Source organism: Microbacterium telephonicum (assembly GCF_003651225.1).
GTDB lineage: Bacteria > Actinomycetota > Actinomycetes > Actinomycetales > Microbacteriaceae > Microbacterium > Microbacterium telephonicum.
In genome coordinates this window covers 554,244-568,269 of record NZ_RCDB01000002.1, presented here as the reverse complement: position 1 = coordinate 568,269, position 14,026 = coordinate 554,244, and the positions used below count along the sequence as shown (strand labels likewise).

General features: G+C 66.6%; 11 protein-coding genes, 1 tRNA gene and 2 pseudogenes. 10 read left to right on the top strand and 4 right to left on the bottom strand.

Annotation, left to right across the window (positions count from 1 at the left end):
* Positions 1 to 45 precede the first annotated feature (45 nt).
* Both gltX and C7474_RS07660 read left to right on the top strand, forming a co-directional pair.
* Positions 46 to 1,560 carry a glutamate--tRNA ligase gene (gene gltX, locus C7474_RS07665; protein WP_121058605.1) on the top strand — a complete coding sequence of 505 codons (1,515 nt, stop codon included), beginning with the start codon at positions 46 to 48 and terminating at the stop codon, positions 1,558 to 1,560.
* Positions 1,561 to 1,648: 88 nt separating this feature from the next.
* A tRNA-Gln gene (locus C7474_RS07660) sits at positions 1,649 to 1,723 on the top strand.
* A gap of 658 nt (positions 1,724 to 2,381) precedes the next feature.
* Here the strand turns inward: C7474_RS07660 and C7474_RS15495 are convergent.
* The 3 genes and pseudogenes from C7474_RS15495 to C7474_RS07640 form a co-directional block, all read right to left on the bottom strand.
* Positions 2,382 to 2,750: pseudogene (locus C7474_RS15495) on the bottom strand (recombinase family protein); the annotation flags it as partial.
* 404 nt (positions 2,751 to 3,154) lie between these two features.
* Positions 3,155 to 3,310 (bottom strand): annotated as a pseudogene (locus C7474_RS15530) (transposase); the annotation flags it as partial.
* 62 nt (positions 3,311 to 3,372) lie between these two features.
* Entirely contained in the window at positions 3,373 to 5,655 is a 2,283-nt protein-coding gene (locus tag C7474_RS07640; RefSeq protein WP_121058599.1) for a family 65 glycosyl hydrolase domain-containing protein, read from the bottom strand.
* A 156-nt stretch (positions 5,656 to 5,811) separates the two neighbouring features.
* On the opposite strand from C7474_RS07640, the gene C7474_RS07635 reads away from it, so the two are divergent.
* The 6 genes from C7474_RS07635 (at position 5,812) to C7474_RS15010 (ending at position 11,148) form a co-directional block, all read left to right on the top strand.
* A complete protein-coding gene (locus C7474_RS07635) occupies positions 5,812 to 6,444 on the top strand; it encodes a DUF624 domain-containing protein (protein WP_158597312.1) in 633 nt (210 codons plus the stop codon).
* Between the two features lie 188 nt (positions 6,445 to 6,632).
* Positions 6,633 to 7,970 carry an ABC transporter substrate-binding protein gene (locus tag C7474_RS07630; RefSeq protein ID WP_121058595.1) on the top strand — a complete coding sequence of 446 codons (1,338 nt, stop codon included), beginning with the start codon at positions 6,633 to 6,635 and terminating at the stop codon, positions 7,968 to 7,970.
* A 78-nt stretch (positions 7,971 to 8,048) separates the two neighbouring features.
* Entirely contained in the window at positions 8,049 to 8,891 is an 843-nt protein-coding gene (locus tag C7474_RS07625; RefSeq protein WP_121058593.1) for a carbohydrate ABC transporter permease, read from the top strand.
* A complete protein-coding gene (locus C7474_RS07620) occupies positions 8,888 to 9,724 on the top strand; it encodes a carbohydrate ABC transporter permease (protein WP_121058591.1) in 837 nt (278 codons plus the stop codon). Before C7474_RS07625 ends, C7474_RS07620 begins: the two co-directional genes overlap by 4 nt.
* A gap of 25 nt (positions 9,725 to 9,749) precedes the next feature.
* Positions 9,750 to 10,814, top strand: coding sequence for a LacI family DNA-binding transcriptional regulator (locus C7474_RS07615; RefSeq protein ID WP_121058589.1), 1,065 nt, complete (start codon positions 9,750 to 9,752; stop codon positions 10,812 to 10,814).
* A 187-nt stretch (positions 10,815 to 11,001) separates the two neighbouring features.
* On the top strand, positions 11,002 to 11,148 hold the full coding sequence (locus C7474_RS15010; protein ID WP_158597311.1) for a hypothetical protein: 147 nt from the start codon (positions 11,002 to 11,004) through the stop codon (positions 11,146 to 11,148).
* On the opposite strand, the gene C7474_RS07610 is transcribed toward C7474_RS15010, so the two are convergent.
* Positions 11,145 to 11,384 carry a helix-turn-helix domain-containing protein gene (locus C7474_RS07610; RefSeq protein WP_121058569.1) on the bottom strand — a complete coding sequence of 80 codons (240 nt, stop codon included), beginning with the start codon at positions 11,382 to 11,384 and terminating at the stop codon, positions 11,145 to 11,147. The genes C7474_RS15010 and C7474_RS07610 overlap by 4 nt on opposite strands.
* Positions 11,385 to 11,736: 352 nt before the next feature.
* Between C7474_RS07610 and C7474_RS07605 the strand changes: the two genes are divergently transcribed.
* On the top strand, positions 11,737 to 12,309 hold the full coding sequence (locus tag C7474_RS07605) for a PadR family transcriptional regulator (RefSeq protein ID WP_121058567.1): 573 nt from the start codon (positions 11,737 to 11,739) through the stop codon (positions 12,307 to 12,309).
* Between the two features lie 37 nt (positions 12,310 to 12,346).
* Entirely contained in the window at positions 12,347 to 14,020 is a 1,674-nt protein-coding gene (locus C7474_RS07600) for an ABC1 kinase family protein (protein WP_121058565.1), read from the top strand.
* Positions 14,021 to 14,026 lie beyond the last annotated feature (6 nt).

The following is a 14,026-nucleotide window of genomic DNA, read 5'->3' as shown; positions in this document are numbered from 1 at the left end:
GGGCGCCGCGGGGAGGAGAGGCGCCGCCGCCTAGACTGGGGCGTGATGTCCAGCGCGATCGATCCCCGCACCACCACCGCCTCCGGCACCGACGTCCGCGTTCGGTTCTGCCCCTCGCCGACGGGTCTGCCGCACGTCGGCATGGTCCGCACCGCCCTGTACAACTGGGCGTACGCGCGTCACACCGGCGGCAAGCTCATCTTCCGCGTCGAAGACACCGACGCCGCACGCGACAGCGAGGAGAGCTACCGCCAGCTCGTCGACGCGCTCACCTGGTTGAGGATCGACTGGGACGAGGGAGTGGAGAAGGGCGGCCCGCACGCTCCCTACCGGCAGTCGCAGCGCCGTGAGATCTATGCGGAGGTGCTCGAGAAGCTCGTCGCGTCCGGCGCGGTCTACGAGTCCTACTCGACCGCCGAAGAGATCGACGCCCGCAACGAGGCGGCGGGACGGGCCAAGCAGCTCGGCTACGACAACTTCGACCGGGACCTCACCGACGAGCAGAAGGCCGCCTTCCGCGCCGAGGGCCGCGAACCCGCGTGGCGCGTGCGTGTGCCCGACCGCGACCTCACGTACGTCGACCTCATCCGCGGCGAGGTCACCTTCCCGGCCGGGTCGTTCCCCGACTTCGTCGTCGTGCGCGCCGGTGGGCAGGCGCTCTACACCTTCACCAACCCGGTCGACGACGCTCTCATGGGCATCACCCACGTCATCCGCGGCGAAGACCTCATGCCCTCCACCGCGCGCCAGCTCGCCCTCTATGCGGCTCTGTGCGACGCCGGCGTCACCGACTTCGTCCCGCGCTTCGGCCACATGCCCCTCGTCCTGGGCGAGACGGGCAACAAGAAGCTGTCCAAGCGCGACCCGCAGGCCGACCTCTTCCTCCACCGCGAGCGCGGCTTCATCCACGAGGGCCTGCTCAACTACCTCGCGCTCCTGGGCTGGTCGATCGCCGCCGACCGCGACGTGTTCTCCCTCGAGGAGCTCACCGCGGCGTTCGACATCGTCGACGTCAACCCGAACCCGGCGCGCTTCGACCAGAAGAAGGCCGAGTCGATCAACGGCGACCACATCCGGATGCTGGAGCCGGCCGACTTCGCCGCGCGCCTGGTGCCGTATCTCGCCGCCGCCGGTCTCGTGAGCGAGCCGCCGACGGCGCAGCAGCAGGAGATTCTGGATGCGGCCGCGCCGCTCGTGCAGGAGCGCATGCAGTTGCTGGGCGAGGCACCCGGGCTGCTCGGCTTCCTCTTCCGCGACGAGGTCGCCTACGACGAGGACGCGCTCAAGGGACTGCCCGCGAACGCGGGGGAGGTGCTCGTGGCGTCCGTCGGGGCGCTCGAGCTCATCCCCGAGCAGGACTTCACCGCCGCGGCGGTGCAGGACGCCCTCGCGAGCGCGCTCATCGACGGTCTCGGCCTCAAGCCGCGCGTCGCCTACGGTCCGCTGCGGGTCGCCGTCAGCGGTCGCCGGGTGTCGCCGCCGTTGTTCGAGTCGATGGAACTGCTCGGCAAGTCGGTCTCGATCGCCCGTCTCGACGCCCTCGTGCGCCACGGGGGCTGAGGCGGCGCGCCCGGGAGCGCGTCGGTTTGGCGAGCCTGCTCGGGTGGGCTAAGCTAGACCCTCGGTACGACTTCGGTCGTCACCCCCTTGGGGTATGGTGTAATTGGCAACACGGCTGATTCTGGTTCAGTTGTTCTTGGTTCGAGTCCAGGTACCCCAGCCACATCGTGGTTACTCAAACCCCGGTCAAATGAACTGACCGAGTTTGATGCTGAAACCGAACTCCCCGCTCGCGAGCGGGGAGTTTCGTTTTGGTCTGAAGTTGCGTTCGCACGCCCGTACGCAACCTGGCCGTGGATCGCGCGGATGCGCGCGTTAGCGTCGTGACGTTCGGCTTCGATCTTGAGGCCCTCGTCAGTCACGTAGACGACGAGACGAGTAAAGAACGCGCTCAGTAGGTCACTTCGCACCGTGTCGGAGGCCCGCTGGTACAGGGTGCCTGGGTCGACGAGGAGCTTCAGGAAGCCAAGGACGCCTTCTGCGGCGTACTGCATGCGGTCGACAGTGAACTCGAGCTTCTCCTCGATTGCGCCGCGTTGCATCGCGGTCTTCTCGATTCGCTCACGGATTTTGCTCATCGGGAGGGCGCCAGTCGCTGCGAGCTCGATGAGGCGCTCTTCTTGAGCCTCGAGCTTGTCGAGCTGCTTCTTGAGCTGGTTCTTCGTGTCGCGGTCCTGCGCGAGGATGTTCGCGACGGACGCGTTGAGCGCCTCTTCCATGCCCTGGAGCATCTCGACCGAGAGGCGTTCTTCAGCGACCTTCGGGATGATCGCGGCCTCGATCTGTTCGACGCGCACGTTCACCATGGAGCAGAGCTGACGTTGGTGTGCAGCGCAGATGAGGTATTCGTAGGTGCCTCCGCGTCCGGTGTTGCGGGAGTACAGGAGTCGGCTGGTGCGGCCGGCGTCGCGGCATTCGCCGCAGTAGAGCAAGCCCTTGAGATAGTGGAAGTGCACGATGTCGCGTGTGCCGTCGCGCTTGCGTGAGTCGAGGACTGCCTGCACCTTCAGGTACGTCTCCTTGGAGACCAGCGCTTCGTGGCGTCCGACGTAGAGCTTGCCCTTGTACCGATTCACGCCGGTGTAGCACGGATCGCGCAGGATTGTCGCGAGTCGGCTGGTGCTTACTGTCTTCGCCGAGTTGCTCGGTGAAGGCCGTGTCTGAAAGCCCTGCGCTTCGAGGAGCCACATCGCGCGAGCTGCGAACGCCCTGTACCGGCGTGCGCTCCTCGCGGACGCCGCAAGCATTGCGCTCGACGACCCGTCGAACCCCTACGAGGCCCTGCGACGGGATCTGGCTGGCAAGGCGAAGCAGCTTGAGAATGCGGAAGCTATCGAGAGGCGCCTCACCGCGAGACTGAGCCAGATCGAGTTGAAGGGCCGGTGGTGGAGCGGGCCCCAAGACCGCTGGGTCAAGTCTGCCAGGACGGGTCGAAGCCAGGCAGCGGAATCCCCGGGCCAAGGTCTGGCCGCGGGCAGAAGATGAGATGTCCGCGGCGGGATCTGAGCTTCAGTTCCTCGCGATCCCGTCGGGTGAGATCTTGCAGTTGCTGCCACTCGAGGAGGTCGAGTCTCCCGAGCTGGAAGTCGAGCCCAGTCAGCCCGTGCGGCTGGAACTTCGCATCACGCACCCACGCCTGCAACGCGGACTTCGAGACACCGAGGTCCTTGCACGCCGCTTTTTGCGCGATGCCCGACTCGACAAGCGAGACAGCATCCCGCTTGAACTCGTCCGTGAACTTGATAGGCATGATCGCCATCCTTCCAGCGCGATCCCTCACAGAATCACCCGGTCAAGGACTCAACCAAACCATCAGCAGACCCCTTCGAGCGCGATCTCAACTTCGCCGTGAACCCGGTGCAGCCGACCGGCGACCTCGACATCGAGCGGATCGCCCGACCGCAGCGTGAGCGTGAGGGTCGTCGCCGTCACACGCACACCCAGCACCCGACCCCGGAACCCGATCGTGAACGAGAAGCCGTCCCAGTCCTCGGGGCAGAACGGGCGGAAGGAGAGCGCCCCGTCGCGCACGCGCATGCCGGCGAAGCCCTGCACGATCGACAGCCACGCGCCGCTCATCGACGTGATGTGCAGGCCGTCCTCGGTGTCGTTGTTGTAGTTGTCGAGGTCGAGACGTGCCGTGCGACGGTACAGCTCCATCGCCTTGTCCGGGCGACCGATCGACGACGCGACGATCGAATGGATCGACGCCGACAGTGACGACTCATGAACGGTCATCGGCTCGTAGAAGTCGAAGTTGCGACGCAGATCGTCGGGTGTGAAATCGTCCTCGAACAGATACATGCCCTGCAGGACATCCGCTTGCTTGATGAAGCACGAGCGCAGAATCCGGTCCCAGGACCAGTTCTGGTTGATGGGACGCTCGGTGACGGGGATCGTCTCGACGCTGCGCAGGTCCTTGTCCAGGAACGTGTCGTGCTGGACGTTGATGCCGAGCTCGGCATCGGTCGGCAGATACATGCGCTCGGCAATCGTCTGCCACCGCTGCTGCTCGGCGGATGCCACACCGAGGGCCGAGGCCCGCTCGACGGTCAGCTCGCCGAGGGTCTGCGCGGTGTAGCGCAGCACCCAGGCGGCGAGGTAGTTGGTGTACCAGTTGTTGTTGACGTTGTTCTCGTACTCGTTGGGGCCTGTGACGCCGTGCAGCATGTACTGCCCGCGCGCCTGCGCGAAGTGCACGCGGTCGGCCCAGAAGCGGCTGATCTCCACGAGCACCTCGATCCCCGGCCCCTCGAGATATGTCCTGTCGCCCGTGTACTCCGTGTAGGTGCGGATCGCGAAGGCGATCGCGCCGTTGCGGTGGATCTCCTCGAACGTGATCTCCCACTCGTTGTGACATTCGACGCCGTTGAAGGTCACCATCGGGAACAGGGCGCCCGCCAGTCCCTGCTGCCGCGCGTTGTGCTGGGCCTCGGGGAGCTGATCGTGACGATACGTCAGCAGGGCGCGCGAGACCGCGGGCTCCGATACGGCGAGGTACAGCGGCACCAGGTACGCCTCGGTGTCCCAGTACGTCGCCCCGCCGTACTTCTCGCCGGTGAATCCCTTCGGCCCGATGTTGAGGCGGGAATCCTCGCCGTAGTAGGTCGAGAAGAGCTGGAAGAGATTGAACTGAATGCCCTGCTGCGCCTCGTCGTCGCCCTCGATGCGGACCTCGGCACGGGCCCAGCGCTGTTCCCACACCGCCGTGTGCGCAGCGAGGTGCTCGTCGAAGGTGGATGCCGCGGCGGCTTCCAAAAGGCTCGTGACGGTGTCGCGGTGCGCGGTCTCGTCGACGTCGCGGGTCGTGACGACGGCGCTCGTCTTGACGAGCTCCGCCGTGGCGCCGACGGCGAGGGTGCCGGTGTAGCGCTCGCCGACCTCGAGACGCCGATCGATGATGCCCGCGTGCTCGAGGCCCACCGCTGCGGTTCGCATCGAGGCGGTGACCGTGTACTGGGGTGTGCCGAACGGGTTGGGCACGGTGCGCATCGACAGCTGCGGGTCGCCGGCCGGAATGCGCACCACCTCCTCCCAGAAGCTCTCGCCGTAGTTGGAGTCGAGATTGTGGACGTTCCCGTCCAGTCGCGGCGTGAGAGTGACCTTGGGGGTGCCCTCGCGCGCGGTGACACGGATGCGCTGCAGACACAGCTCGGGGGTGACGAGTGAGAGGAACCGCTCGAAGTGCAGTCGCACGACGGATGTGCCCACGCGGTAGTCGAAGGAGCGTGTCAGCAGACCATTGCGCAGATCGAGCCGGATCGACGCATTCTGGTGATCTCCGTCATGCAGGTCGACGCGCTCGCCGTCGACGGTGATGCCGACGGCGATGATGCCGACCGCATTGATGACCTTGCCGAAATACTCGGGGTAGCCGTTCTTCCACCAGCCGACACGCGTCTTGTCGGGAAACCAGACCCCCGCGATGTAGGTCCCGGGGTGCGTGTCGCCGCCGTAGCCCTCTTCGAAGTTGCCGCGCATGCCCATGTGACCGTTGCCGATCGACGTCATCGATTCGATGACGCGCATCGCGGCATCGTCCAGCCGCGTCGTCGTGATCGCATACGGCTCGACGTCGAACACCCGCTCGCCCATGAACTCACCCTTCTGTTCCGGTAGGGATGCCTCGATGCAGCCGTTCACCCCGGAAACGTATCCGGTCAGCGAGGCTACTCCTCTTCGTCGCCGAGTGCACGGCCCGCGATAGGCTGGTGTCGATCTCGATCGGGATCGACGGGGGAGGAGGGTGTCGTGTTCGGCCGGCTCTTCGATCGCGCTGCACCCCTGTGGCGTGCGGCATCGACGCTCGGCGACATCATCGTCGTCAACGTGCTGCTGCTGCTCACGGCCCTCCCGATCGTCACGCTGGGTGCGGGGCTCGCTGCTGCATACGATGCCGCACGGCGCCTGCAGGCAGACCTCGACGACGGAGCGGCCCGGACGTTCTGGCGGTCGTTCCGTGCGAACCTCGCTCAGTCCACTGCGCTCTGGGCGGTCGTCGGATCGATCGGGGCGGCGCTTCTGGCGGGCTGGATCCTTCTGCCGATCCCCGAGCTCGCGGTGATGAAAACCCTGATCAGTGCTGTTTACCTGTTGATCTTCCCTTTCGTGTGGGCACTGCAGGCGCGGTTCGAGAACACCGTCGGCCGCACGCTGCGCAATGCGGCGGCGCTCGCGATCGCGCGGCTGCCGTGGGCCGGGGGAGTGCTCGTGATCCAGGCGGTCGTGCTCGCGGTGACGATCGCGACGTGGTTCCTCGTGCCGCAGGCCCTCGTGCTCCTGCTGCTCCTCGGGTACCCCCTCGCCGTCTGGGCCTCGGTGCCGCTCATCGAGCGTGCGCTGGCTCCGCTGCTGCCGGCGCCCGAGCCGGAGAGCGCGGACTGAGGGCTCCGCTTCGACCGTGATCGGATCGTGACCGTCGGGGCGTCCCGGTCGCGCTTGCGCACCTCGGCGGCCGCGCGTACTGTGGTGCTTGCAGGCGGAATCGTTTCCGAAACTCCGCCTCCCGCGGTGGAGCAGGGATGCGACGCCGCGTCCACGGCATCGATCCAACGAAGGAAAGGCCCACGACGATGATCACGCGCAGAACGGGGAAGCTGCTTGCCGCAGGTCTGGCGGTGACCGCACTGGCCGGCGCACTGGCCGGTTGCAGCGCAGGCAGCGACGGCGACAGCTCGGCCGAAGGCAAGGTGTACTACCTCAACTTCAAGCCCGAGCAGGCGGAGGACTGGGTCGCCCTCGCGGCCGAGTACACGAAGGAGACCGGCGTCCAGGTCGACGTGCAGACCGCCGCGTCGGGCACGTACGAGACGACGCTGAAGTCCGAGATGGCCAAGAGCGACGCGCCGACGCTGTTCCAGGTGAACGGTCCGGTGGGCCTGGCCAGCTGGAAGGACTACGCGTCCGACCTCACAGACACTGCGATCTACGAGCACCTCAACGACCAGTCGGTGGCGCTGACGAACGACGATGGCGCTCCTGTCGCGATCCCGTACGTGCAGGAGACCTACGGCATCATCTACAACAAGAAGCTCGTCAACGACTACATCGCGCTGCCGGGTGCGGCGATCACGAACATCGACGAGATCGACAACTTCGACACGCTGAAGGCGGTCGTCGAGGGCATCCAGGCGAACAAGGACGCGCTCGGGATCGAAGGCGCCTTCACGTCGGCCGGCTTCGACTCTTCGTCCGACTGGCGCTTCAAGACGCACCTCGCGAACATCCCGCTCTACTACCAGTTCAAGGCCGACGGTGTGAAGGGCCAGCCCGCCACGATCACCGACGAGTACCTCGACGGCTATCAGCGGATCTTCGACCTGTACATCGACAACTCGACGACCGAGCGCACGCTCCTCTCGAGCAAGACCGGTGAGGACGCGAACGCCGAGTTCGCGCTCGGCAAGGCCGTGTTCTACCAGAACGGCACGTGGGCGTACAACGACATCACGGGCCAGGCCGTCGCCGACGAGGACCTCGGCATGCTCCCGATCTACATCGGCGCCGACGGTGAACAGAACCAGGGTCTGACGACCGGCTCGGAGAACTACTGGGTCATCAACAGCGAGGCATCCGAAGCCGACCAGCAGGCGACGAAGGACTTCCTCGAGTGGGTCATCACCTCCGATGCCGGTCGTGAGTCGCTCGCGAACACGATGGGCTTCGTCACGCCGTTCGACACGTTCGCCGACTACCTGCCCTCCAACCCCTTCATCCAGGCGGATGCCGCGTACACCGCGGCCGGCAAGACCGCCGTCACCTGGAACTTCACCGTCATGCCCTCCGAGGAGTGGAAGAACGGCGTCGGCCAGGCCCTGCTGCAGTACGCGCAGGAGACGGGTGACTGGGACGGGGTCGTGACCGCGTTCGTCGACGGCTGGGCGACCGAGTACGAGCTCGCCAACGGCTGATCCCCTCACCGTGCCGCGGGGTCTCGAACCCCGCGGCACGGTGGCGTGAGCCGCGCGCCACATCAAGGAGCACTCATCATGAAGAAATCCCTCGCACGCTGGGGGTGGCTGTTCACCGGCCCGACCGTCGCGGCGTTCATCATCGGATTCGTCGTCCCGTTCGTCCTCGGCGTGTACCTCTCGTTCACCGAGTTCCGCACCGTGACCCGCAGCACGTGGGTCGGGTTCGACAACTACCTCAAGCTGTTCGGCGACGAGACGTTCGCGCACTCGCTGTGGTATACGGCCGGCTTCGCGATCGTGACGACGATCCTCATCAACGTGTTCGCGTTCGCGATCGCCTATCTGCTGGTCAAGCAGTTCCGCGGCAAGAACACCTTCCGCTCCGTGTTCTTCATGCCGAACCTCATCGGCGGCATCGTGCTGGGCTACATCTGGCTGCTGCTGCTCAACGGCGTGCTGGGGATGTGGGCCCGCTCGATCACCTACAACGAGACCTACGGCTTCTGGGGAATGGTCATCCTCATGTGCTGGCAGCAGATCGGCTACATGATGGTCATCTACATCGCCGGGCTCCAGTCGATCCCCACCGAGCTGCTCGAGGCGGCGGAGATGGATGGCGCATCGGCCGGCCGTCGTCTGCGCAGCGTGATCATCCCGCTCGTGATGCCCTCCATCACGGTGTGCACATTCCTCACGATCACCAACGGCTTCAAGATGTTCGACCAGAACCTCGCGCTGACCAACGGCGCCCCCTCGCGCCTGTCCGAGCTGCTCGCGCTCAATATCTTCAACACGTTCTACGGACGCACGGGCTTCGAGGGCGTCGGCCAGGCCAAGGCGGTCGTCTTCCTCATCATCGTCGCGGTCATCGCTCTCGCTCAGAACCGCTTCGCCCGTTCGAAGGAGGCGGCAGTATGAACGACAAGCCGCGCCGCCCCTGGCTGTGGACGACGGTCTTCACCGTCATCGCGCTGGCCTACCTCTACCCGATCGCCCTCGTCGTCATCAACTCGTTCAAGGGCAAGGTCTACATCGCCTCCGAGCCCTTCGCGTTGCCCACCGCCGACTCGTTCGTAGGCTGGGACAACTATCTGCGCGGCATAGAACTGACCGATTTCATCTCGTCGTTCGGCTGGTCGCTCGTGATCACGCTGGGCGCCACCGCCCTCATCCTCACGGGTACGTCGATGACGGCCTGGTGGATCGTTCGGATGGACAACCGCTACGCGAAGACGCTCTACACGAGCTTCCTGTTCAATCTCGTCGTCCCCTTCCAGATGGTCATGTTCACCCTGTCGTGGCTCGCCGACTATCTCGGCCTGAACAACCCGTTCGGCCTGTGGATCATCTACCTGGGCTTCGGAGCCGGACTCGCCGTGTTCATCTTCACGGGCTTCGTCAAGGGCATCCCATACGAGATCGAAGAGGCCGCCACGATCGACGGCTGCGGCCCCGTGCGCACCTTCTTCCTCATCGTCGTGCCCATCTTGAAACCCGCCATGATCACGGTCGCGATCCTCGAGGTGATGTGGCTGTGGAACGACTATCTGCTGCCGTATCTGACGCTCGACCTCAAGCACTACAAGACGATCCCGATCGCCGTGCAGTATCTCAAGGGCGGCTACGGCTCGGTCGACATGGGTGCGATGATGGGCGTGCTGGTCCTGGCGCTGATTCCGGTCATCGTCTTCTACCTGGCCAGCCAGAAGCACATCATCCGAGGGGTCGCCGCAGGCGCCGTCAAGGGGTGAACGCCCGCACCGAGGAGGCTCCGCCATGCCGGAGATGACCATCAAGGAGCTGGCGCGCATCTGCGGAGTGGCCGTGTCGACGGTGTCGCGGGCGATGAACGACCGCTCCGATGTCAATCCCGAGACGCGTGCGCGGATCCGGGCGGCGGCCGCGCAGTACGGCTATGTGCCGAACTCGAGCGCGAGGCGCCTGAAGATCGGCACCACCAAGACGATCTCGGTGTTCATCCAGGGCGAGTTCGGCCAGCTGCTGGTCGAGGTTCTGCAGCAGCTCGAGCTCGCATTCGCACAGGCGGGGTACGACACGACGATCTCGCACGTCGCCGATCCTGAGCATGCGAATGCCGGCACCGTCGAACGCATCGTGCGCGAGGGGAAGTTCGGCGGCGTGGTGTTCCTCGGCCGCTACGGCAGCGCCGACCGCGAGGCATCCGCTCAGCTCAGTCGGCGCCTGGCCGAGATCGATGTGCCGATGGTGTTCTGCACGACGCCCGACTACTCGGGAACCGCGGCGCTGCACTCGTCGATCTCGGTCGACGACCATGCCGGCGCGCGTGAGCTGACCGCCCACCTCGCCGCCCTCGGCCACCGGCGCATCGCGTTCGTCGGGGCGGGGGCCGAACCCGACCGAGAGCACGCCTGGGCGCTGCGGCTGGCCGGGTATCGTGCCGGGCTGAAGGATGCCGGGATCGCGCCGGATGACGCCCTTGTCGTGGCATCCGCGGTCGAGGAGCAGGCCTACACGATGCGCAACGGCTACGAATCGGTCTCGCGGTGGCTCACCACGGCGCCGAAGGATGTCACGGCGCTCGTCGCCGTGTGCGATGCGGCGGCGATCGGTGCGAGCCGGGCGCTCAGCGAGGCCGGACTGTCGGTGCCCGCTGACGTCTCGCTCGTGGGATTCGACGGACTCGACATCGCGAACTACTTCGTGCCGCGGCTGACGACGATCGTCCAGCCCGTGCCCGAGATCGCGCAGAGCACGGCCCGCGTGCTGCTGGCGACGATGGACGAGCCAGGGCGGGCGATCGAGCAGGTCTGGATACGTGGGCGGCTCGTGCCCGGAGACTCCGTGCGCGCCTTGACCTGACCTGACTTGACCTGACCAGACCAGACCAGACCAGACCAGACCAGGGACTGTCTCAGTAGCCAATGACGGTGTTTCTGACAGCTTCGGCCGGGGTCGACCAGGACTGCTGCTCCTATTGCGTGTCAAGCGGCAGTGAGCCGTTCGCGGTAGCGGTGGCCGGAAGGTGCCCCAAGACATCCTGGATGGCATGTTCGCGGAGATGAAACGTCTCGAGGAGAAGTACGGTTTCGAAGCGATGCAGTCGGGCAGTGATTTTGAGTGGGGCATGCTGAGCGGCGAACTGTCGGCGCTCCGTTGGGTTCTCGGCGACGAGTGGGGCAACTTCGACACCTAGCGACGCCGCGGAGCCTTCGCCCGCATGGCGACGCCTGACTGATGCAGCGATCGAAGTACTGCTCCGTGCGAGAGCCCATACTCCTTCTTCATCTGCGCCATCGTGGCGCCGGCCGCATACTCCCGCGCTAGTTTGGCGGCCTCGTCGTCACTTACCTTCCGCTTCGAGATCGCCACGCCCTGCTCGCGCAGCATCCGGGTCAGCGCGGAGTTCGCGACGCCAAGCTCGCGAGCCAACGACCGGACGCTCTCACCTGCCAGCGCTCGTTGGACGAGCTCCTCAACCTTGATGGCTCCGAGACGCCGTGAAAGCTCGTGCGGCCGGTAGGAAGCGGGGGTACTCAAACCCTCATCCCTGTCGCCAGGAACCGCGAGTTTCCGCAGGTCATCGGGGGTAAATGGCAGTTCCAAAGGGTTTGAGTAAGCAACTTCACTGACAGCAAAGTGAAGCCCCCGCGTGAGCGGGGGTTTTCTGGTTTCTGCGGCCGGCTCTGCGTCGAAACGCGGCCCATCCCGTGCGCTGGCACCCCTTCCGATCCCGTCGTGAACGATATATCGTCGATGTATCGCTCACATCGAGGAGGCCATCATGGGCGGATCGTTCGGCAACAGCACCTTCGGCAGCGGATTCGGCAAGGGCTTCGGTGACGGGTTCCCCAACCCCGGCGCCATCTGGGAGGCCGTCGACCAGCTGCGCACCTCGTTCGACAAGCGCGTCGGCGTGCGCATGGGGCGCGGCGACGTCCGGGCGGCCGTGCTCGCCCTGCTCGCCGAGCAGCCGATGCACGGCTACCAGATCATCACCGAGATCGCCGAGCGCAGCCACGGGTTCTGGAAGCCCAGCGCGGGCTCCGTCTACCCGACCCTGCAGCTGCTCGCCGACGAAGGGCTGATCGAGGCCACCGAGGCGGACGGGCGCAAGACCTACGCGCTCTCCGAGGCCGGTCGCGCCGTCGCCGAGGAGGCCGCCGGGACGCCGCCTTGGGAGTCGACCGGATTCAGCGACAGCGGCCGCCTGTCGGCGCTCCCGAAGGCCGGCGTCGAGCTCGCCCAGGTCATCGCTCAGGTCGCCCGCACCGGATCGTCCGACCAGGTCGACGGAGCCGTCGCCGTGCTCGACGAGGCACGCCGTAGGCTCTACTCGATCCTCGCCCAGGACTGACCCGCACACCCCGGCACGTCGGGGTCCAGGAGATCCCATGACCGACGCCGCCGGCACGAGCGCCCGCTACCGGCGCATCCTGCGCTTCGCGGCGCGCTACCTCGTGCAGACGTGGTGGTTCGAGTTCCTGCTGCCGCGCATCGGTCTCGGACGGATCGCCGAGCGCTCCCGCGCCGACCGCACCCGCCGCATCGCCGAGCGTTTCCGGGCGCTCGCGATCGACCTCGGCGGGCTCATGATCAAGGTCGGCCAGTTCATGTCGTCGCGCCTCGACGTGCTCCCGCCCGAGATCACCAAAGAACTCGAAGGACTGCAGGACGAGGTGCCGCCAGTCCCGTTCGCGCAGATGCGGGTGCTCGCCGAGGCGGAGTTCGGAGCTCCCCTCGAGCGCGTGTTCGCCTCGTTCGACCCCGTCCCCGTCGCCGCGGCGTCCCTCGGTCAGGCGCATCGCGCGCGGCTCGCGCCCCACGATGCGGCCGACACCGGCCTCGGCGCCGTCGTCGTGAAGATCCAGCGCCCCGGCATCGAGCAGATCGTCGACGTCGACCTGGCGGCACTGAACCGGGTCGCCGACTGGGTGTCGCGGATGCGGGCCGTGCGAGACCGCGTCGACCTGCACGCTCTGCTGGCCGAGTTCGCCGCCACGAGCCGCGAGGAGATCGACTACCTGCACGAGGCGCAGAGCGCCGAGCGCTTCGCCGCCGACTTCGCCGGCGACCCGCGCGTGGCGGCGCCCGAGATCGTCTGGGAGCGCACCACACGGCGCGTGCTCACCCTGCAGGACGTCACCGCGATTAAGATCAACGACCACGCCGCCTTGGCAGCCGCCGGCATCGACCCCGCCGAGGTGGCGCAGGGTTTCGCCGGGGTGATGTTCGACCAGCTGTTCGAGCACGGCTTCTTCCACGGCGACCCGCATCCGGGCAACGTGTTCGTCACGCCCCTGACCGGCGGGCATTGGCGCCTCACGTTCATCGACTTCGGGATGATGGGCGAAGTCTCCGACACGCTGCGCCAGGGACTGCGGCACGTGCTGCTGGCCGTGGCCTCCCGCGACGGCCAGGGGCTCGTCAAGGCCATGCGCGACGTCGGTGTGCTGCTGCCGTCGGCCGACACCGTCGAGCTCGAGCGCGCTCTGTCGGCGCTGTTCTCCCGTTTCGGCGGTATGGGCTTCGCGCAGCTGCGCGACGTCGACCCGCGCGAGTTCCGTGACTTCGCCCACGAGTTCGGCGACGTCGTGCGCACCATGCCGTTCCAGTTGCCCGAGAGCTTCCTGCTCATCGTGCGGGCGATGTCGCTCACGTCCGGGGTGTGCAGCGCCCTCGACCCCGACTTCAATGTGTGGGATGCCGTCGAGCCCTACGCAGGCAAGGTGCTGCGCGAAGAGGGTCGCGGCCTCGTGGCGGACCTCGCCCAGCAGGCCCTCGGCGTCGTCACGACGACCGCGCGGCTGCCGCAGCGTATCGACCGGCTCGTCACCCGCTTCGAGGAGGGGCGCGTCGCGGTCGACCTCACCCGGCTGGAGCGCCGCATCGACCACCTCGAGCGACTCGCGTTCCGCGTGCTCGGCGGTGTGCTGTTCGCCGGCACCCTCATCGGCGGCGTGCTGCTGCAGCTGACGCAGCCGACGTTCGGCGGCGTGCTCATGGGGCTCTCGATCGTTCCGCTGCTGTACGCCGTCATCGGCGGGCGGCGCCGACACGGCGGCTGACCGGCA

What these genes read in the sequence shown, in the direction of transcription:
- C7474_RS07625 (WP_121058593.1), top strand. Translation starts at nt 8,049, where the DNA reads ATGAAGAAATCCCTCGCACGCTGGGGGTGGCTGTTCACCGGCCCGACC.
- C7474_RS07600 (WP_121058565.1), top strand. Translation starts at nt 12,347, where the DNA reads ATGACCGACGCCGCCGGCACGAGCGCCCGCTACCGGCGCATCCTGCGC.
- C7474_RS07605 (WP_121058567.1), top strand. Translation starts at nt 11,737, where the DNA reads ATGGGCGGATCGTTCGGCAACAGCACCTTCGGCAGCGGATTCGGCAAG.
- C7474_RS07630 (WP_121058595.1), top strand. Translation starts at nt 6,633, where the DNA reads ATGATCACGCGCAGAACGGGGAAGCTGCTTGCCGCAGGTCTGGCGGTG.
- gltX (WP_121058605.1), top strand. Translation starts at nt 46, where the DNA reads ATGTCCAGCGCGATCGATCCCCGCACCACCACCGCCTCCGGCACCGAC.
- C7474_RS07620 (WP_121058591.1), top strand. Translation starts at nt 8,888, where the DNA reads ATGAACGACAAGCCGCGCCGCCCCTGGCTGTGGACGACGGTCTTCACC.
- C7474_RS15010 (WP_158597311.1), top strand. Translation starts at nt 11,002, where the DNA reads ATGTTCGCGGAGATGAAACGTCTCGAGGAGAAGTACGGTTTCGAAGCG.
- C7474_RS07640 (WP_121058599.1), bottom strand. Translation starts at nt 5,655, where the DNA reads ATGGGCGAGCGGGTGTTCGACGTCGAGCCGTATGCGATCACGACGACG.
- C7474_RS07615 (WP_121058589.1), top strand. Translation starts at nt 9,750, where the DNA reads ATGCCGGAGATGACCATCAAGGAGCTGGCGCGCATCTGCGGAGTGGCC.